Origin of the sequence: Bifidobacterium sp. W8114 (genome assembly GCF_016101165.1) — a bacterium.
Classification (GTDB): domain Bacteria; phylum Actinomycetota; class Actinomycetes; order Actinomycetales; family Bifidobacteriaceae; genus Bombiscardovia; species Bombiscardovia asteroides.
Genome location: NZ_JACFRA010000001.1, coordinates 119,882 through 139,352, shown reverse-complemented (window position 1 = coordinate 139,352; position 19,471 = coordinate 119,882). Strand labels below are relative to the sequence as shown.

The following is a 19,471-nucleotide window of genomic DNA, read 5'->3' as shown; positions in this document are numbered from 1 at the left end:
CGCCTCCGGGTTTTTCATTGGTCCCCAACCAGTCCATCGCGAAAGGATCCATTGTGCTCTTCCGTGTCTATACCGAGAAAAAGCGGGGCTTTGACCAGGCCGCCGACAGGCTTGCCGAACAGCTGCGCACCCTGCCGGGCGTGCAAGGGCTGACCGGCCTGCGCATGATCAACCGTTACGATCTGGAGGGAATCGACGAAGACCTCTTCAAACGTTGCCTGCCCACGGTCTTCGCCCAACCCCAGACCGACCTGGTGGCCACCCGATTGGAGGAAGCCCTGCGCATGAAGGGCTCCGAAAACCTGCCGCCGCTGGACTCCCCCATGCTTTTCGCCGTGGCCCCCCTGCCCGGTCAGTTCGACCAACGAGCCGACTCCGCAGCCCAGTGTGTCCAGCTAGTCGGCCAGGGCGCCCGCCCCCTGGTGGCCACGGCCACTGTCTACCTGCTCCAGGGCGAGCTGGATGCCGGGCAGATTAAAGCCATCCGCAATTATCTGGTCAATCCGGTCGACTCGCGGGTGGTGGGGCTGGAGCAGCCCAAGACCCTGGCCATGCCTGACGAGGATCCTGATCCAGTGCCCGTGTTGGAAGGGTTCCGCGATCTGGGTGATCCTGAGCTTAAAGCGCTGATTGACAAGCTGGACCTGGCCATGGATCTGCCGGATATCCGCTTCTGCCAGGACCACTACCGTCAGGAAAAGCGAGACCCCACGCTGACCGAGCTCAAGGTGATAGACACCTACTGGTCCGACCACTGCCGACACACCACCTTCAACACCAGGCTGGAGCGGATCGAGGCGGACAACCCCCGAGCCCGTGGCACGCTGGAACAGTATCGGGCAATCCGCGAAGAGCTGGGCCGCCAGGACCGGCCGGAATGCCTGATGGACATGGCCACCATCGGAGCCAGGTACCTGCAGAAGCAGGGCATCCTCAACGACATGGACCAGTCCGAGGAGGTCAATGCCTGTACGATCCGGACCAAGGTCGATGTAGACGGCCAGGATCAGGACTGGCTCTTCCTCTTCAAAAACGAAACACACAACCATCCCACCGAGATCGAGCCATTCGGAGGCGCCGCCACCTGCATCGGCGGAGCCATCCGCGATCCCCTGTCCGGAAGGGGCTATGTCTACCAGGCCATGAGGGTCAGTGGAGCAGCGGACCCTCGTCAGCCCCTGGACCAGACCCTGCCGGGCAAACTGCCCCAGAGCCGGATCGTCCGTCAGGCGGCCGATGGCTACTCCTCCTATGGCAACCAGATCGGACTGGCCACCGGTCAGGTTCGGGAGATCTACCACCCCGGCTATGCGGCCAAGCGGATGGAGGTTGGCGCAGTGGTGGCCGCCACCCCGGCCGACCATGTGATCCGTCGTCGACCCGCCCCCGGCGATCTGATCATCCTGGTGGGCGGAAGGACCGGCCGCGATGGAATCGGCGGCGCCACCGGGGCCTCCAAGTCCCAGGACGAGCAGAGTCTGGAACGTTGCGGGGCCGAGGTGCAGAAGGGCGATGCCCCTGAGGAGCGCAAGCTCCAGCGCCTCTTCCGCCGCCCGGAGGCAGCCAGGCTGATTGAACGCTGCAACGACTTCGGAGCCGGCGGCGTTGCCGTAGCCGTGGGCGAGCTGGCGGACGGGCTGAACGTGGATCTGGACCGGGTGCCGCTCAAGTACCAGGGGCTGGACGGGACCGAAATCGCCATTTCCGAGAGCCAGGAACGCATGGCTGTGGCCTTGGCTGCCGAAGACGCACCAGCCTTCATCGACTATGCCCGACAGGAGGACCTCGAAGCCACCGTCATCGCCGAAGTCACCGAGGAACCCCAGCTGCGAATGACCTGGCGATCTGAGACCATCGTGGACATCCCCCGATCCTTCCTGGCATCCAACGGCGCCCCTCATAAGGCCGATGCCCAGGTGGCGGTCCCTGCTCCCTACCATGCCCCCTTTGAGGTCCAAGGCAACCTGGACGCACGCATGAAGGCCCTGCTTACAGACATCAATGTCTGCTCCCAGCAGGGTCTGGCTGAGCAGTTCGACTCCACCATCGGCGCAGGCACCGTCCTCATGCCCTTCGGCGGAGCACGGCAGCTGACACCGGCCCAGGCCATGGTGGCCAAGCTGCCGGTGGATGGGCACACCACCACCGCCTCGGCCATGGCCTGGGGATTCAACCCCTGGATCAGCAGCCAGGACCCATACACCGGCGCCTACCTGGCTGTGGTCGAAAGCCTGGCCAAGCTGGTGGCCAGCGGCTTCAGCCGGTCCCAGGCCCACCTGAGCCTGCAGGAGTACTACCCCAAGCCCGGTGACGACCCCCGACGCTGGGGCCTGCCGGTGGCAGGTGTCCTGGGAGCTCTCCAGGCTCAGCTGGATCTGTCCGTGGGTGCCATAGGCGGCAAGGACTCCATGTCCGGCAGCTTCGAAGACCTGGATGTGCCGCCCACCCTGATCAGCTTTGCTGTGGCCCTGGGACGAGCCAAAAATGCAGTCTCCCCCGAATTCAAGGCAGCGGACCGCCAGATCTACCTTTTGACACCCGAATACCAGGAGGAAGGATTGCTGCCCGACCCGGAGAGCCTGCGGACCGTCATGGACCAGGCTGAGGCGCTGATCAGCCGGGGCCTGGTGGATGCTGCAGCCACTCCGGGCTACGGATGCATCGCCCAGAACCTGCTGGAGATGTGCCTGGGCAACAGAATCGGACTGGACCTGGCATCAGACACTGCCATACCTGCGCTATTCCGCCCCGCCTATGGGAGCTTCATTCTGGAGACCTCAGGCCCAGAGCCCCTCTACATTCATAATTCCGGCCTGCATCTGCGCCTCCTGGGGCACACCCGCGAGGATTACCGCCTACGCTGCGGCAGCGAGAGTCTGGACCTGGCCGAACTCGAGGAAATCCGCGCCGAGGGTCTGGAATCGATCTTTCCATACCGGGGCCAGGGCGACCCTGTGCCGACCATCGGCCGCACCGATCGCGAGCCCGGCAGGCCAGCAGCACGCAAAACCAAGGGACCTGCCAAGACAGCCCGACCCAGGGTGGTCATGCCAGTCTTCCCCGGCACCAATTGCGAGTTCGACTCAGCTCGGGCCTTCCGGGACGCTGGAGCCCAGGTGGATACCGTGGTGATCCGCAATCTGAATGCCCAGGACGTGGCCGAGAGCTCCCGCCGCCTGGCCCAGGCCATCCGCAGCAGCCAGATACTGATGCTGCCAGGAGGTTTCTCCGGCGGCGATGAACCCGACGGTTCGGCCAAGCTGGTTGCATCTTTCCTGCGTTCGCACCAGGTTGCAGATGCCCTGCAGGAGCTTTTGCATGACAGGGACGGGCTGGTTCTGGGCGTCTGCAACGGCTTCCAGGCGCTGATCAAGCTGGGCCTGGTCCCTTATGGCAAAATCGTCACCGGTTCGCCCGAGGATCCCACCCTGGCCGTCAACACCATCGGTCGGCATCAGAGCCGTCTGGTCCATACTCGGATCAGCTCCACACGCTCCCCCTGGCTGAGCGCCTGCCGGGTGGGAGATATCCACACCATGCCCATCAGCCACGGCGAAGGGCGGTTCGTGGCCGAGCCCGGCCTCCTGCGTACCCTGATCGACCGAGGACAGGTCGCTGCCCAGTATGTAGATGAGCAGGGCCGTCCCTCCATGAATCCGCTGATCAACCCCAATGGATCCGATATGGCCGTCGAGGCCATCACCAGCCCGGACGGCCGGGTGCTGGGCAAGATGGGCCACACGGAACGCAGCGGCCCTGACCTGTATCTCAACGTGCCCGGAAAGCATACGCAGCCGCTCTTCCAGTCGGGGGTGGACTACTTTGCCGCCTAGGGGAAAGGACATAGACCATGTCGTTGGAGCTTGAAGGCATCCACGAGGAGTGCGGGATCTTCGGGGTCTGGGGCCACCCCGACGCCGCACGGCTGACCTATTTCGGCCTGCACGCCCTGCAGCATCGCGGCCAGGAAGGCGCCGGCATCGTTTCCAACGATCAGGGACACCTGATTGGAAGACGGGGTCTGGGCCTATTGACCCAGGTCTTCCCGGACGAGTCCAGCCTGACACCGCTGACCGGGGACCGGGCCATTGGCCATGTGCGCTACGCTACGACCGGATCGGGGTCCATCGAGAACATCCAGCCCTTTGTCTTCCGCTTCCATGACGGGGACATAGCCCTGGCGCACAACGGCAACCTGACCAACTGCAACAGTCTCAAGGCGCAGCTGGAGGATCAGGGAGCGATTTTCCACTCCAACTCCGACACCGAGGTGCTTATGCACCTGATCCGACGCAGCCCTGAAAAGGACTTCATGGCGGCACTCAAACAGGCCCTGCGCCAGGTCCATGGCGGCTTCGCCTACCTGCTCATGACAGAGGATGCCATGATCGGAGCCATGGATCCCAACGGCTTCCGTCCCCTCTCCCTGGGCCAGCTGCCAGGAGGGGCCTACGTCCTGGCCTCGGAAACCTGCGCACTGGACCTGGTCGGCGCCAGGCTGGTGCGGGACATCGGCCCCGGCGAAATCGTCCGGGTGGACGACTCGGGCTACAGCATCGAGCGCTATACCGATCAGACCTGCCTGTCCATCTGCTCCATGGAGTTCATCTACTTCGCCAGGCCCGACTCCAACATTTATGGGGTCAACGTCCACTCGGCCCGCAAGCGGATGGGGGCCAGGCTGGCCTGCGAAGCCCCGGTGGACGCCGACATGGTCATCGGGGTGCCCAACTCCTCCTTGTCCGCAGCCTCCGGCTATGCCGAAGCGGCCGGACTGCCCAACGAGATGGGGCTGATCAAGAACCAGTACGTGGCACGCACCTTCATCCAACCCAGCCAGGCCATGCGCGAACAGGGCGTCAGGATGAAACTGGCCGCTGTACGCGGAGTCGTAGCCGGCAAACGAGTGGTGGTCATCGACGATTCCATTGTCCGAGGCACCACCTCACGCAGAATCGTCCGTCTGCTCCGGGAAGCCGGGGCCAGCGAGGTGCACATGCGCATCGCCTCACCGCCCCTGCGGTATCCCTGCTACTACGGCATCGACATCCAAAGGACCTCCGAACTGATCGCCGCCAAGAAGTCCGTGGAGCAAATCAGAGAAGCCATCGAGGCCGATTCCCTGGCCTACTTGAGTCTGGACGGTCTGGTGGATTCAATCGGCCTGGGCCGTGATGCACCCTACCAGGGACTCTGCGTGGCCTACTTCAATGGAGACTACCCAACGCGGCTTGACGACTACGAGCAGGGCTTCCTGGCTTCGCTGACCCCAGAGGACCGGGCCCGGCTGGAAGCCTCCAAGGGATCCTACGGGCTTGACATGCCTGCAGGGTCGGGGCAGAAAACAGACCAATGAGCATTAGCGAAAAGCAGAACAGACAGCGCAGAGAAAGGGGCACCCATGCCGAAGGCATATGAGCAGGCCGGGGTATCGGTGGAGGCCGGATACGAACTGATCGACAGGATCCGTTCCCATACGGCCAGAACCCATAGGCCGGGCGCCGGAGACATCGGCGGCTTCGGCGGCGACTTCGACCTGTCTGCGCTCAATTACCGCCATCCGGTCCTGGTCTCGGGCACTGACGGCGTGGGCACCAAGCTGATGGTGGCCCGGGAAGCCGGTCGCCATGACACCATCGGTCAGGACTGCGTGGCCATGTGCGTCAATGACATCATCGCCCAGGGGGCCGAGCCGCTGATCTTCCTGGACTACATAGCCTGCGGGCACAACGACCCGGCTCTGCTGGAGCAGGTGGTCAAGGGCGTGGCGGACGGCTGTGTCCAGGCCGGGGCCGCCCTGGTAGGCGGGGAGACTGCAGAGATGCCCGACATGTACCAACCCGACGAGTACGACCTGGCCGGATTCACCGTGGGTGTGGTCGAACGGGAGTCTCTGGTGGATGGTTCGGCCATCAGAGAGGGCGACCAGTTGATCGGCCTGCCATCCTCGGGAGTCCACTCCAACGGATTCTCCCTGATTCGCCAAGCTCTGCTGGACCAGGGGGGCATGAAGCTGGAGGATCGGCCCTACCAGCTTGGAGGACGGACCCTGGGTGAGGAACTACTGACACCCACCCGAATCTACGTCAAGGCCCTCCGCCCGCTCTTCGCCTCCGGCCTGCTCAGGGGCGCGGCACACATCACCGGAGGCGGCTTCGTGGAGAAGGTACCCCGGATCCTGCCCGAAGGGCTGGCCGCCAGCTTCAACCTGGATGCCTGGAAGGTGCCGCCCATCTTCACGATGATCGAGGAGATGGGCAGGGTCGACCATCTGGAGATGTACAACATCTTCAACATGGGCATTGGGATGGTTCTGGTCGTTTGCCCTGATCAGCTGGACCAGGCACGCGCAGTCCTGGATGAGGAGCAGGAGCCTTACACCCTGATCGGACAGGTGGCGCGTGCTCAAAACGACCAGCAGGTCATCCTTAACGAAGACGGTCGTCAGTAATAGCGAGAGGAGCCCATCATGGCGTACAAGGTACTGGTCATCGGGTCGGGAGCCAGGGAGCACGTTATCGCCACCACCCTGCTGGCAGGTCCAGGAGTGGATCGGGTCTGGTGCGCCCCGGGCAACCCAGGCATGGAGCCTGACGGCATCGGCCTGCTGCAAGAGGATTCCTCACAGCCTGAAAGACTGATCGCTGCAATACGTGAACTGGGAATCGACTGGGTCTTCGTCGGACCCGAGGCTCCTTTGACGGCTGGATTGGTCGACGAACTGCATGCTGCCGGCATCCCGGCTTTTGGACCCACCAAGGCTGCGGCCCGCATCGAGGGATCCAAGGGCTTTGCCAAGGACCTGATGCGCAGGCATGGGATTCCTACCGCCGACTATGCGGTCTTCCATGATTTGGAAACAGCCAAAGCCTATGTGCGCTCGCACGGCGCACCGGTGGTCATCAAGGCTGACGGGCTGGCAGCCGGCAAGGGCGTGACTGTGGCCGCCGACCTTGACCAGGCCATGCAGGCCCTGGATGCCATTTTCATCGATCATAAGTTCGGGCAGGCCGGAGCCCAGGTGGTCATCGAGGATCAACTGGTGGGTCAGGAGTGCTCGCTCATGTGCTTCGTACGGGGCGATCGGTTCTGGCCCATGCCCCTGTCCCAGGACCACAAGCCCGCCTATGACGGGGATCGGGGTCCCAACACCGGCGGCATGGGGGCCTACTCCCCTCTTCCGCAGTTCGGACCGGAGCTGACCCAAAAGGCCCTGGATACCATCGTCGCCCCCACCGTCCGTGCCCTGGCCCAGGAAGGCAGTCCCTTCACCGGGGTTCTCTACACAGGTTTGATGGTCACCGACAAGGGCCCTGAAGTCATCGAATTCAACGCGCGATTGGGCGACCCGGAAACCGAGGTGGTCCTGCCCGCCCTGACCAGCGACCTGGGCACGGCCATCCGCACGCTTATGGAGGGCGGAGAGCCGCAATTCACCTGGGACGACTCCCACAGCCGCCTGGGTGTGGTCCTGGCAGCCCAGGGATACCCCGGCAATCCCAAGACTGGGGTGCCCGTGCCCTTGATCGCTCCGGAGAAGGACCTGAGAGCCTACTACGCCGGAGTGTCCGGCTCGGCTTCAACTGGCCTGATGTCCTCCTCGGGAAGGACCGCCCTGGTTGTGGCCCAAGGTGACGACCTGGCCCAGGCAGCCCGCCGAGTCTATGACCGGCTGGATGGATTGTCGATGCCCGGCCTCTTCTATCGGCACGACATCGGCCACCGAGGTCTGGAAGCCTAGTTGGCCGAGCTGGTTGAGCCCTCGCTGTCCTTATCCTGGTTCTGCTCCTCCTGGCGAGCTTGCTCTTTTGCCTGCTCCTTGGCCTGACGCTCCATTTCGGCCTTCTGCCGGGCGGCATCCGAACGGCGGGTGGGCGTGGCGGTGAAGCCGGTTCCCTGCAGGTAGTGCTTGCCTGCCATGATGTCGTACTGGATCAGCTTGTAGTCATTCAGGAGCTGCCGTGTGGCCCGGTCGAAGTCACGGGCGTTCATGGGCTGGCCCTGTGCATCCAGATAGTTGGTCTGCCCTGCAGGAATCCTGTTCCAGTCCTGGATCTGGTTGGCCACCGGAGGCTCGATAGCGCTGATCTTTTCGTGCAGCTCGGTCAGGAAGGCTGTGAAAGGCGAGACCTTGGCACCCATGTGCTCGGCCGCCTGGGCCTGGAAGAAGTTGGGCGAGGAGTAGGCGCTGTTGCTGACCTGTGCTCCCGAGGAATCCGAGGCCTTGTTGGACCAGATGAAGTAGTCGGTAAGATGCAGGGCCAGGGAGTTGCGCTCGTCCCAGCTGGCCGTGCCATAGATGCCTGGCAGGTGATCCCCGTAGAAGACCACTGTGACCGGCTTGCTCTGGGAGTCCAGACTGTTCAGGAAATCGGCAGTGGCCTGATCGGTTAGACTGACACCCTTGGCGTAGGTGCGGATGGATTGCATCTCATCGTCGCCTAGAGGCCTGTCGGGGTCGGAGGAGTCGACCGAGAAGTTGTTGTCGTCATACCAGTCGTTGTAGGGCATGTGGTTCTGCATGGTGATGACCTCGACGAACTGGTTGCCCTTGTCGTCACCCATCTGCTCCAGGGCGGAATCGTAAGCGGAACGATCCCCCACATACTGGCTGCGGTCGATACGGTCCTGGTGGGCTATCTGGTCAGGGCCAGTCAGCGAGTAGAAGTGCGAGAAGCCGAACTTCTTGTAGTTCTCGGCCCTGGAATACATGGAGGACTCGTAAGGATGGAAGGCCAGGGACCTTGATGGCGACCCCCATGCCTGGTTGACCGTGGGTATCCAGTTCAGGTGAGGGATGACCTGCTGATAGGGGGAGGTCAGCGAGGGATCGAAGTTGGCCATGGACAGGCCGGTCATGGCCTGGAACTCCAGATTGGCCGTGCCCCCGCCGTAGCCTGAGGAGAGCATGAGCCCGCTGGTGGTGCCCTCCTTGATGGATCTGATATGAGGTATTGGGTCCTGGTTGAGGGTAACGCCCGGTACCCGTGTGGGATCCGAGAAAGACTCGGAGAGGATGTAGACCAGGCTCGACTCATTCATATAGGACTTGCGGTCTTTATTTATGCGGTCCGCCGAAAGCTGGTAGCGGCGGGCCAGAGACTGCATGGTGGCACGGCTGTATCCTGCGGGCTGATCCATGACCTTGGGGCGCAGCTGCCGGGAGAAGGACACGAAGACCCCGTTGCGCTGGGCATCATAGACCGAGTCCCACATGGAGGGTATGTCACCCATGAACTGCGAGAAGCGGTAGGCGGGGCTGCCGTAGGTGCCCACAGTGGACATGAAGAGCGCCACCACCAGGACGGGGACAAGGACTCCTACCGTACGCAGCCCAGCGCCCATGGGCTTGTTGCCAGTGTCCACCGGACGTCCGCGACGGGCATCCATCCGTGTCACCATCCAGCAGAGCACTCCGAGAACGACCAGGGCCACGACCCCCAGCCCGATCATGAGCAGGGACCGGGCCGGCAGGAAGGAGACCAGGTTGGCCGCATCGGCATGGAGGAAATCCAGATCGGAGGGCAGAACGGCCTCGTAGCGGGCGCGCACCTTGAAGCGTTCAATGATCGCAATCACCGCGCAGATGGCCAGGATCAGCCCTGACGCCACCCAGAAGCGATTGGTCAGGTAGGCCAGAGCCAGGTAGACCAGGCCCACGGCCAGCATGTTGAGCACCAGGACGAACCGACGCTGGGTCCACATAGCCGAGATGAACCCCCAGAAGCCGATCAAGGGATTGGACAGCTCTACGCGGGAGCTGTTCAGGGAGACACCCCACTGCAGAATACCCACCGACAGGAAGTCGATCAGGATGAAGGCGAGCAGGTAGACCCACCCACGCACCCGAAGACGTCCGGTCATGTTCTGCATCCAGGATGTCCACCGGCCGGGCTGACGCTTACGATCCTTCACCGCTTACTCCTGACTTTGGCGACTGGGCCCAATGGGCCTTTTACCGATACCTGTGCCATTGTTCCCATCAAGGACGACAAGCCCCCATGAAAACACCCCTCAGCGAACACGGAGAGCGAGCTGGCCCATCAGGCCTTGGCACCCGGCACCTGATGGACCAGGGCGCTGATCCAATCCTCCAGGTTCCGGTACCTTTCGGGGCGCTGCTCGCTGACCTCGAAGACCGGCAGATGAGCCTTGCGCGCCTCAATGGCCAGATCCTTGGAGGTTCGATTGACTTCCTGAACGTTGAGCACCAGCATGTCCAACCGCCCGGAGGTTAGCAGATGGCGGAAGGCCACCAGGTCCTCGGGCGAGGGCTCGCTCTCGTTGGCTGCCGCCCGCAGGTAACCCTCGGGAGTCAGATCCTCCATGCCCAGATCATGACAGAGATAGTAGGCAGCTGATTCCGTGGCAGCATAGTGCCGGCCCTGAGTCTGCTTGCGTGCATCAGCAATCAGATCGTCGAGCCGGGCCTGTCGACCCTGCCAGTCCTGGTAGGCCTTATCAAAGTCGGCCTCGCGACCTGGGCGCAGCTGCCGGTAGGCCTCATGCACGGCCTTGGCCGCTGCCCTCCTGCTCTGGGAGGAGAACCAGAGATGGGGGTTGTCGCCGGCCTTGCGCCCCGATGCCTTGGATATGTCCACCAGGCTGGCCTGCCCGGTTTCAGCAGCCTTGGCCGCCCAGTCGTCGATACCGGCCCCGTTGACAATGACCAAATCGGCACGGCTGATCCGGGCGATGTCGGCCGTTGTCGGCTCATAGTCATGGGCGTCAGTCGAGGTGTTACTCAAAATGGTATCCACCCGGGCCTGGTCGCCGCCCAGGTCCACGGCAAGGGACTGCCACTGATTGATGCTGGTAACCACTTGCAGAGTGCTGGACTTTGCGGTGGACGGGGATGATTCGCTCTTCCCGCAACCAGTCAGACAGGTCAGCAGGGTCAGTCCGACCAGCAGGGCTGCGGCCAAGGTTCGGGTCCGACGGAAGCGTGGACTGCTGGAGTGCATGGATGCGGATTCCTTCCTGGCGACGGCGAGATATGGGCTTGTTGCCAGACCTGCCGAACGTTACTGAGATTGATTATCAATAAATCTACCATAGACGAACCTGTGACCGGAATCCGGGGATTCGGGCCAGTCAGGAATGAATGCCTGCTCGAATTGCCTCCGAAAACCCGAACATTCCTTATACTGAACTGCGGATGTATTTTGCTCGGAAGGAATGGCATGGGTGCATGGCTGGCAAAGGTCCATCTGACCCAGGGGTGGTTGCCCGCGTCACTGTTTTCATTGACGGCCCTGGCCCTGATCGTGCTGACGCTGACCGGACTGACACACGGACGCTGGCGGACCCTGCTGCGGCAGGCGGCCATTGCCCTGGGCATAGGAGCCTTGGGACTCTTGGCCACCTGGCTGGTCTCCGATGTCTTCATGCTCTTTGGTGTCTCCCTGGGCTGGATGGTTATCATCAGCGTGGCCTTGGGCTTTCTTACCGTGGGGTTCGCCGTCTGCATCCTGATCGCTGCCCGGGGGCGGCGCCGGATTCTGGCCGCCCTGACCGCCCTGCTCTGTCTGCTTTCCACCGGGCTTCGCGTGGATATCATCTACGGCGAATTCACCACCTTGGGGTCCCTGTTCAGCATCTCCCTCTACCCTGATTACAGAGACCACAAGGCGGCCAGACCGGCCATGAGCGTGGCCCAGTGGCGATCCCTGGCATCAAGGGGCGAGCTGCCCTCGCATCCGAGTGCTGGCCGCTCCTACAGCATGCACATCCCCAACGGCCGTTCCCGATTCACGGCCCGGCCAGCTGATGTCTACCTGCCGCCCGCCGCCTTGAGTGACAGGCCGCCTGCCCTGCCAGTATTCGTTCTTCTGGCCGGCCAGCCCGGCAGCCCCGACCGGCTCTTCACCGCCGGAGCCATTCCGGCCATGATGGATGCCTACGCCGCCCGGCACGAAGGCCTGGCGCCAGTGGTGGTTTCCCCCGACCAGAACGGGTCCTCCTCCCGCAACAGTCTGTGCGTGGACTCCCCGGTCTACGGGAAGGCCGAAACCTACCTAAGCGAGGACGTGCCCGCCTGGATCCGCACCGAGCTACCCGTCGCCGACCAGCCCCAACAATGGGCTATAGGCGGTTTCTCCCAGGGCGGGACCTGCTCTACCCAGCTTGGAGCAAGGCATCCCGACGTCTACGGGAACATGCTCCCCGCAGACGGAGAGCTGGAACCGACCCAGGGTCGGCAAGAGCAAATGATCCGTGACTACTTCGGCGGCGATAAAAGGCGCTTCCTGGCCCAGGTCCCGGCCAGGGCCATGCTGGAACGGACGCCCTCCCGCCAGCGCCTGTTTACCGCAGCCGGATCCAATGACAAGGAGTCCCGGCACAACATGATGGTCATCGCCAAGGCCGCCGACCAGGCTGGCATGGAGGTGCGGGCGGTCATCACCCAGGGCTCGGGCCATGACTGGCACACAGTCAAGACCGCCTGGGAACCCGGGCTGGAGTGGCTGGGCGAAGCCATGGGACTAGGGCCCATGTCCCGACCTATTGAAGATTTTCCGAACATTGTCGAAACAACAATCGGCTGAAACGCCTACAGGTCAGAGCGTCCAAGCTGATAAGCAGAAAGAGCCTCGCAATCATGGAAACAACGAATAAGGGATCCGGACTGATGGAGCCTTCGGCCAAAACCGTGCTTTTGCGGGACCTGACCCGCTGGATCAGACGTCACGCCTTTGCACTGGCTTTCAGCCTCGGACTGATTCTGCTCAACCTGATCAGCTGGCTGCTGATCTGGCTGCTGCGCATCCCCGGCAGGACACGGTTGGGAATGCCCTTGTCCGACCTGATCATTCACCAGGCGCCACATTCCGTTCATGGACAGGGGCGCCCCTCGCTCCTGGTCCAGTTCGCACGGCTGATGGTATCCCTGGTCATCACCCCCGGCCCCCTGCAACTGGCCATAGATGTGGCCCTGGTCCTGGTCATGCTGTGCATCGCCGAGACCCGACTGGGTCGCAGACGCACCGTGCTCGCCGCAGTCATCAGCGCGGTAGGCGGCGCGGCTATCGGGCTGGTCATCTGCACCCTGATCAATGCCATCCAGGACCATTGGGCCTGGTTCATCCGAGTGCCCATGACACTCAGTCCCATCATCCTGGTGGTCGGATCCCTGATGGCATCAATCCCCTTCAGCGACTTTCTCTGGCGGCGCAGAATCGCCACCATAGGCTACACGGCCTTGATCTTGATAGTTTTGTATACCGGCAACCCCGGCTACTATTGCGCCCTGGCGGCAGCACTGATCGGCCACCTGACCGGCCACCTCTGGCACGGACCGGTCCAGGACGCCAATCCGCCCGGCCATAGCGGCTCATACGAGACCCGCCACCTGCTGGGGGCCGTCTCCACGGTTCTGGCCCTTGGTCCCCTGGTCACCGTTTCCTCCAGAATCCGTGCAGGATTCTTCACCCCGCTAGGCATGTTCCTGGGTTCGGACCCTGGCGGCAGCGCCGCCCTGTCCCGTTGCCTGGCCAAGGACAACCAGGCCAGCTGCTATGCCCAGTATGGTCTGGTCGCCGGTCGAGCGCCCACCGATGTCTCGTCCTTGATCATGCCCACCCTGGTCCTGCTGGTGGTGGCCTGGGGCATCTACCATGGCCGCCGGATTGCCGCTGTCACCGGTCTGGTCCTGAACAGCCTTACCATCGTCCTGGCCGTGCTCTACTACCTGGTTTTCCCGTTGACGATCGGCGACGGCCTGCCCCGGGCCATCCGTCATGGCGCCATCCCCTCCTTGATGATCATCACTCTGCCGCCGCTGATTCTCAACTATTTCCTGGCGCGTAACCTGCGCATCTTCCTGGTACGGACCAAGGCCTCACGCCTGCAGGTAGGCTGGGCAGCCATCGGTCTGGCCTTCCTGGCCACAGCCATGGGCTATCTGGTCTTCACCGCGGTCAGCCCCGGCTCCTTCCACCCCTGGCCCACAACCGGCAGAGCCCTCTCCCAACTGCCCGAGCTTTACCTGCCCAATGGGGTGGCCTCGCGCTTCCGTCCGGCCCTGGCACCACGCACCCCGACGGGGATAATCGTCAACCACGGAGTGGGGCTGATCTTCTGGCTGGTGGTACTGGTAGTCCTGCTCTCCTGGATGCGCAGCTCGGTCATCCAGAACGGCAGCGAGCGCCAGGAGGCCGATCGACTGGTCGAGTATGGAGGCGAGAGTATGTCCTTCATGACCACTTGGGAGGGTAACAGCTACTGGTTCTCCCAGAGCGGCCGTTCAGCCATCGCCTACCGGCTCCTGCACAGCATAGCCCTGACCACCACTGGCCCCTTCGGCGACCCTGACGAATATGCGGATGATCTGGACGAATTCACCCGTTTCTGCAACGCCCATTCCTGGTCACCGGTCTTCTACAGCGTCCACAAGCCCCAACGTGACCTGCTGGCAGCCAAGGGCTGGTCCACCCTGACGGTCGGCTCGGAGATGGTGGTCACTCCCAGCCTTTGGCAGACCAAGGGCAAGAAATGGCAGGACATTCGCACAGCCATCAACAAGGCCAAGCGCGACAGGATCACCGACGTGCTGACCACATTCAACGACGCCTCCTGGGACGTCCAGTCGCAGATTGTGGACATCTCCGAGCAGTGGGCCGAGCTCAAGGCGCTTCCTGAGATGAAGTTCACCCTGGGTGGCCTGGATGAGCTGAGGGACCCGCGCATGGCCATCCTCTACGCCGTGGACGACCAGGGCAAGGTGCTGGCCGTGACCAGCTGGATGCCCACCTACCGCCAGGGCCAGGTGATCGGATGGACCCTGGACTTCATGAGGCACAGGACCGACAGCCCCAATGGAATCATGGAGTTCCTGATCGCCCGGATGGCCGAACGGCTGCGCGACCAGGGCACGGCGGAATTCATGAGCCTGTCGGCCGCTCCCCTGGCCGGCATGGACAGCAGCGAAGATGACGAAGAGGATCAAAGCGAAGATCGGACCGCATTCCTGCAACATGCCCTGCGTCTGGTGGCCGACCTGATGGAGCCGGCCTATGGCTTCCGTTCGCTCTTCTTCTTCAAGAAGAAGTTCCAGCCCAGCGAGCACCCAGTCTATATCTGCTACCCCGACCCGGCTCAGCTAGCCCAGATCGGACTGGCTGTAGTCCAGGCCTACCTGCCCAATCTCAAGGCTTCGCAGGCCTGGGATGCCATCAAGACCATCATGCCCAAGGGCCGGGAGGAGCACTGAGATCCGCCTGACCAGAGTGGTTACGACAGCTGTTGCAGAGGCCGTATACCTCCAAGGTGTGCGAGGAGACCGTAAAGCCATGCTCAGCCGCCACGGCCTTCAGCCAGCCATCGTCCGGAGGGCTGATCTCCACGGTCCTGCCGCAGCGTTCACAAACCAGATGGTGATGATGTTTCCGCTGGGCCAGGCAGACCCGGTAAAGGCGAATGCCACCATGTTCGATGCAGTCCAAGCTGCCGGACATATGCAGGGAGCCCAGCTGTCGATAAACCGTGGCCAAGCCGATTCGCTGGCCCGAGTCGCGAAGAAGTCTGTGCAGCTCCTTGGCTGAGACGAAGTCGTTCTGGGTCTGAAGAACCCTCCAGATGGCGTTTTTCTGCCGCGTCCGGCGGCCGACGGATGAGCCAGCGTTCATGATTGGATACACTCCTTGGGCTTCACCAAGCCTACATCCGGATTGCCGGGACAGATGTGAGGATTCAGTTCAGTCCAGGTCGGACCAGCAGCCTGTGGCCTCCAGATCCTCGGCTGTTCGCTCCGGATCGTCGGTCAGCACCGTCAGATGCCCCATCTTGCGGTCGGTGCGCACCTCGGCCTTACCGTAATCATGCAGGAACCATTCGGGGTGCTCACCAAGCAATCCTCTGACCGGAGCCACATGCTGGCCAAGAACATTGACCATGACCGCCGGGCTGAGCAGGCGGGGATTGGGCAGGGGCCACCCGGCGATGCCCCGAACGTGTGCATCGAACTGGTCCATCGAGCAGGCCTCAATGGTGTAATGACCGGAGTTATGGGGGCGCGGGGCCAACTCGTTGACAACCAGACCGCCATCGGGCATGACAAAAAGCTCAAGGGCCAAAGTCCCCGCCAGCTTGAAGCCGTCGGCCAGCGTCAGCGCCATGTCACGCGCCCGGTCTGCCATCCCAGGCTCGACCTTTGCCGGCGCCAGGGTCATGTGCAGGATGTTGTGACGATGCTCGTTGCGCACCATGGGAAAAGTGACATAATCCTTCCCGTTGCCTGAGACCAATATGGAGGCCTCGAAAGCAAAATCCACGAAACCCTCCAACACGGAGGGTGGGAAGTCCCGGCCCTTCATCCGCGCCTGCAGGGCCTGCAGATCCTTCTTCGTGCGCAGGACAGCCTGGCCGTGGCCGTCATAGCCGCCGGTTCGTGTCTTGAGCACAGCAGGCATTCCCAGCTCTTTCAGGGCTGCGTCAAGCTGATCAAGACTGTCAACCTGTTTCCAAGGGGCGGTATCGATGCCATGGCGGTTGATGAAGGTCTTCTCGTGGACCCGGTCCTGGGTGACCCTGAGCAGGTCGGTCCCCTGGGGGATGGCCGCACGGTCCCTCACCTGATCCAGAGCGTCGGCATCCACGTTCTCGAACTCGTAGGTGAGCACATCACTGCGTTCGGCAAGCCGTTTGAGGGCATCAAGGTCGCCATAGTCAGCTGTTTCCTGGAAGTCGGCCACCTGGGCCGCAGGAGCGTCAGGCGTGGGATCCAGCACACCAATGCGGAATCCATGGTAGCGGGCGCTCAATGCCATCATCCGTCCCAACTGACCGCCGCCCACGATCCCGATGACGGATCCAGGCTCCAGGTGATCAATTCTCCCCTTGGTCTCCTCAGACAAGCTGGGCATTGGATGCCTCCACGGATCGGGCCAGCTCGGCACGGTAGTCATCCAGGGCCTGCGCCAGTTCGGAATCGTCGATGGAGAGAATCGAAGCCGCCAGCAGGCCGGCGTTGGTGGCCCCGGATGCCCCTATGGCCGTGGTCGCCACAGGAATACCGGCGGGCATCTGCACGATGGACAGGAGAGAATCGACCCCGTTCAGGGCGTGGGATTTCACTGGCACCCCGATGACCGGCAGCGTGGTCTGTGCTGCTACCATACCAGGCAGATGGGCTGCTCCGCCGGCCCCGGCGATGATGACCCCTATGCCCTGGCTCCGGGCCTGATGCGCAAACTCCGCCATGCGCCCGGGTGTGCGATGAGCGGAGATGACCTCCTTGGTGTAGACGATAGCAAATCGGTCCAGCATCCGACAGGCTTCCTTCATCGTCTCCCAGTCGCTTGATGATCCCATGATCACTGCGACTCGTGCCCCTTCATGTGTATTGTCAGCCATCGGCCCTCCAATGTTCATGCACATCCGATACTACGCAAGACCGGGGAGAAGCCGGCCAATCGTGATGGTCCTATGGATGTAAGGGCCGGGCCTGGTGAACATCGGGCTTTCAGCGGGTCCGAACAGCCGCTCCAGACCTAGAATCATTGGATTGAATTACGGAAACAGACAGGAGGGTTATGGGCAAGCTTCTGGACAGCATCGACTCCCCAAAGGATCTGAAGGTTCTCTCCTTGGAAGAGCTGAATCGACTGGCCGACGAGATCCGCCAGCTCTTGATACGCTTCTGTCGACGTCACGGCGGCCACCTGGGCTCCAACCTGGCCACCATCGAGCCCATCATCGCCCTGCACTACGTCTTTGACATGCCTGACGATCATGTAATCTTCGACGTCTCCCATCAGGCCTACACCCACAAGATCCTGACCGGTCGGCGCCGGTCTTACACAGACCCCGAGCATCAGGAGGATTTGTCCGGATTCACCTCGCCTAAGGAGAGCCGCTACGACGACTTCATGCTGGGGCATACCGGCACCTCCATCGGCCTGGCCTGCGGGATGGCCGCCCAGCGGGATGCGACCGGCGGCAAGGCCAACATCATCGCCTTCATTGGCGACGGCTCCCTGAGCAGTGGGCCGGCCTTCGAGGGGCTGGATTGGGCTGCCGAACAGGGCGGCAACCTGATCATCGTGGTCAATGACAACGAAATGTCCATTGCAGAGAACCATGGGGGGCTCTACAGGAGTCTGGCGGCCCTGCGTGCCAGCGGGGGACGCAGCCCGGACAATCCCTTCCGCGCCCTTGGACTGGACTACCGTTACGTGGAAGAGGGCAACCGGATCGAGGACCTGATCGAGGCCTTCCGTCAGGTCAAGGACACCGACCATCCGGTGGTGGTCCATATCCACACCCGCAAGGGCCTGGGGCTTGGCCAGGGCAGTCGGGGGCAGATTGGGCCGGCTTCCATGGCCCAGAACAATGGGGAAACAGCACGTATGACTTCCCTGCCGGATTTGCCCGCCGAAGGTCCGGTGGAGGCCAACCACTGGCAGGACGGCTTGGACTCTCTGAATCGCCTGCCAAATTCACGAAAAACCTACGGAAGAATGGCCATGCAGGCCCTGGAAGCCAGGTTCCCACAAGAGCCGGGCCTGATAGTCATCTCCCCAGCCACGCCGCTGTCAAACGGCATCGATCCCGACTTCCGCCAGCGGGCTGGTAACCACTACCGGGACGTGGGCATCGCCGAATCCCACGCGATAGCCTATGCCGCGGGAATCGCCAAGGCTGGAGGCACTCCCGTGGTCGCCACTTCGGCCACCTTCTTCCAGAGGGCCTACGACCAGATCGAGCAGGAGATGGCTTTGAACGGCAGTGCGGTGACTCTGCTCGTTTTTTCAACTGGCGTTGCCAAAACCGATGCCACGCATTCAGGTACGGCCGACATGGTCATGATGCGAGGCATCCCTGGATTGACCTGCCTGGCTCCGACCAGCGGGTTCGAGTTCCTGGACATGCTGGCCTGGGCAACGGGTCCGGCCCGGCAGCCGGTGGTCATCAGGGTACCCGGCGAGCGCACTCTGGCGACAGAACGCGCAGGCAAGCCAATGGAGCTGGCTGCAAATTCCTCGAAGACCAATGCTGAATGCGGATCGGACGCTGCTCCCTGGAATCACTATCGAATCCTGCAAGAAGGTAAGACCGTAGCCCTGCTGGCTCTCGGCGATGCCCTTCCACTTGGCCGTGATCTTGCTGATTCCTTGGAGAGGTCCACGGGGCTGAAGCCCACACTGGTGGACCCGCATCGCTATGACCGCCTGGATGAGCAGACCCTGGACACCCTGACCGTTTCTCACTCCCTGGTGGTCACCATCGAGGACGGCCAGTTGGACGGCGGCTGGGGCCAAGCCGTGGCTGCATACTACGGGCCTAGTCAGGTTCGCACACTGGCCTTCGGAGCGGACAAGGAGTTCAACGACCGGGTCCCCAAGACCACCCTGCTGGAAAGGTATGGCATGACCGTTCCGGCTATGACTCGAGCCATATCGGATGCCCTTGCCGACCAGGCTTCATAGATCTGACCCGCCGATGGACTCCAGGCGGGTACAATGAAAGGGTT

General features: G+C 62.6%; 12 protein-coding genes. 7 read left to right on the top strand and 5 right to left on the bottom strand.

The window, feature by feature from the left end:
- The first annotated feature begins 53 nt into the window (after positions 1-53).
- From H3T89_RS00570 to purD, 4 genes are read left to right on the top strand one after another with little or no spacing between them, the layout of a single operon-like run.
- Positions 54-3,833, top strand: a complete 3,780-nt coding sequence (locus H3T89_RS00570) for a phosphoribosylformylglycinamidine synthase (protein ID WP_198215904.1) — start codon at positions 54-56, stop codon at positions 3,831-3,833.
- A gap of 17 nt (positions 3,834-3,850) precedes the next feature.
- Positions 3,851-5,356: an amidophosphoribosyltransferase gene (purF, locus tag H3T89_RS00565; RefSeq protein WP_110417424.1), complete on the top strand. Its 1,506-nt coding sequence runs from the start codon at positions 3,851-3,853 to the stop codon at positions 5,354-5,356.
- A gap of 45 nt (positions 5,357-5,401) precedes the next feature.
- A complete protein-coding gene (gene purM / locus H3T89_RS00560) occupies positions 5,402-6,451 on the top strand; it encodes a phosphoribosylformylglycinamidine cyclo-ligase (protein ID WP_198215903.1) in 1,050 nt (349 codons plus the stop codon).
- 18 nt (positions 6,452-6,469) lie between these two features.
- Positions 6,470-7,741 carry a phosphoribosylamine--glycine ligase gene (gene purD / locus H3T89_RS00555; protein WP_198215902.1) on the top strand — a complete coding sequence of 424 codons (1,272 nt, stop codon included), beginning with the start codon at positions 6,470-6,472 and terminating at the stop codon, positions 7,739-7,741.
- Here purD and H3T89_RS00550 read toward each other — a convergent pair.
- Both H3T89_RS00550 and H3T89_RS00545 read right to left on the bottom strand, forming a co-directional pair.
- Positions 7,738-9,915, bottom strand: a complete 2,178-nt coding sequence (locus tag H3T89_RS00550; RefSeq protein WP_198215901.1) for an LTA synthase family protein — start codon at positions 9,913-9,915, stop codon at positions 7,738-7,740. The genes purD and H3T89_RS00550 overlap by 4 nt on opposite strands.
- Positions 9,916-10,043: 128 nt before the next feature.
- Entirely contained in the window at positions 10,044-10,964 is a 921-nt protein-coding gene (locus H3T89_RS00545; protein WP_015022173.1) for a metal ABC transporter solute-binding protein, Zn/Mn family, read from the bottom strand.
- A 219-nt stretch (positions 10,965-11,183) separates the two neighbouring features.
- Between H3T89_RS00545 and H3T89_RS00540 the strand changes: the two genes are divergently transcribed.
- Together H3T89_RS00540 and H3T89_RS00535 are read left to right on the top strand one after the other, a co-directional pair.
- Positions 11,184-12,548, top strand: coding sequence for an alpha/beta hydrolase (locus tag H3T89_RS00540; protein WP_198215900.1), 1,365 nt, complete (start codon positions 11,184-11,186; stop codon positions 12,546-12,548).
- Positions 12,549-12,601: 53 nt separating this feature from the next.
- Positions 12,602-15,211 (top strand): bifunctional lysylphosphatidylglycerol flippase/synthetase MprF, encoded by a 2,610-nt coding sequence (locus H3T89_RS00535; protein ID WP_198215899.1) that lies wholly within the window; start codon positions 12,602-12,604, stop codon positions 15,209-15,211.
- On the opposite strand, the gene H3T89_RS00530 is transcribed toward H3T89_RS00535, so the two are convergent.
- The 3 genes from H3T89_RS00530 to purE form a co-directional block, all read right to left on the bottom strand.
- A complete protein-coding gene (locus tag H3T89_RS00530; RefSeq protein WP_015022176.1) occupies positions 15,183-15,626 on the bottom strand; it encodes a Fur family transcriptional regulator in 444 nt (147 codons plus the stop codon). The genes H3T89_RS00535 and H3T89_RS00530 overlap by 29 nt on opposite strands.
- Before the next feature lie 69 nt (positions 15,627-15,695).
- A complete protein-coding gene (purK, locus tag H3T89_RS00525) occupies positions 15,696-16,862 on the bottom strand; it encodes a 5-(carboxyamino)imidazole ribonucleotide synthase (RefSeq protein WP_198203409.1) in 1,167 nt (388 codons plus the stop codon).
- Positions 16,846-17,352, bottom strand: coding sequence for a 5-(carboxyamino)imidazole ribonucleotide mutase (gene purE, locus H3T89_RS00520; RefSeq protein ID WP_198215898.1), 507 nt, complete (start codon positions 17,350-17,352; stop codon positions 16,846-16,848). The genes purK and purE overlap by 17 nt, the downstream gene beginning before the upstream one ends.
- A gap of 179 nt (positions 17,353-17,531) precedes the next feature.
- Between purE and H3T89_RS00515 the strand changes: the two genes are divergently transcribed.
- On the top strand, positions 17,532-19,427 hold the full coding sequence (locus H3T89_RS00515) for a 1-deoxy-D-xylulose-5-phosphate synthase (protein WP_198215896.1): 1,896 nt from the start codon (positions 17,532-17,534) through the stop codon (positions 19,425-19,427).
- Positions 19,428-19,471: the final 44 nt, after the last annotated feature.

Coding starts and splice junctions, on each gene's coding strand:
- purK (WP_198203409.1), bottom strand. CDS start 16,862: ATGCCCAGCTTGTCTGAGGAGACCAAGGGGAGAATTGATCACCTGGAG.
- purM (WP_198215903.1), top strand. CDS start 5,402: ATGCCGAAGGCATATGAGCAGGCCGGGGTATCGGTGGAGGCCGGATAC.
- purF (WP_110417424.1), top strand. CDS start 3,851: ATGTCGTTGGAGCTTGAAGGCATCCACGAGGAGTGCGGGATCTTCGGG.
- H3T89_RS00535 (WP_198215899.1), top strand. CDS start 12,602: ATGGAAACAACGAATAAGGGATCCGGACTGATGGAGCCTTCGGCCAAA.
- H3T89_RS00530 (WP_015022176.1), bottom strand. CDS start 15,626: ATGAACGCTGGCTCATCCGTCGGCCGCCGGACGCGGCAGAAAAACGCC.
- purE (WP_198215898.1), bottom strand. CDS start 17,352: ATGGCTGACAATACACATGAAGGGGCACGAGTCGCAGTGATCATGGGA.
- H3T89_RS00545 (WP_015022173.1), bottom strand. CDS start 10,964: ATGCACTCCAGCAGTCCACGCTTCCGTCGGACCCGAACCTTGGCCGCA.
- purD (WP_198215902.1), top strand. CDS start 6,470: ATGGCGTACAAGGTACTGGTCATCGGGTCGGGAGCCAGGGAGCACGTT.
- H3T89_RS00540 (WP_198215900.1), top strand. CDS start 11,184: ATGGGTGCATGGCTGGCAAAGGTCCATCTGACCCAGGGGTGGTTGCCC.
- H3T89_RS00515 (WP_198215896.1), top strand. CDS start 17,532: ATGGGCAAGCTTCTGGACAGCATCGACTCCCCAAAGGATCTGAAGGTT.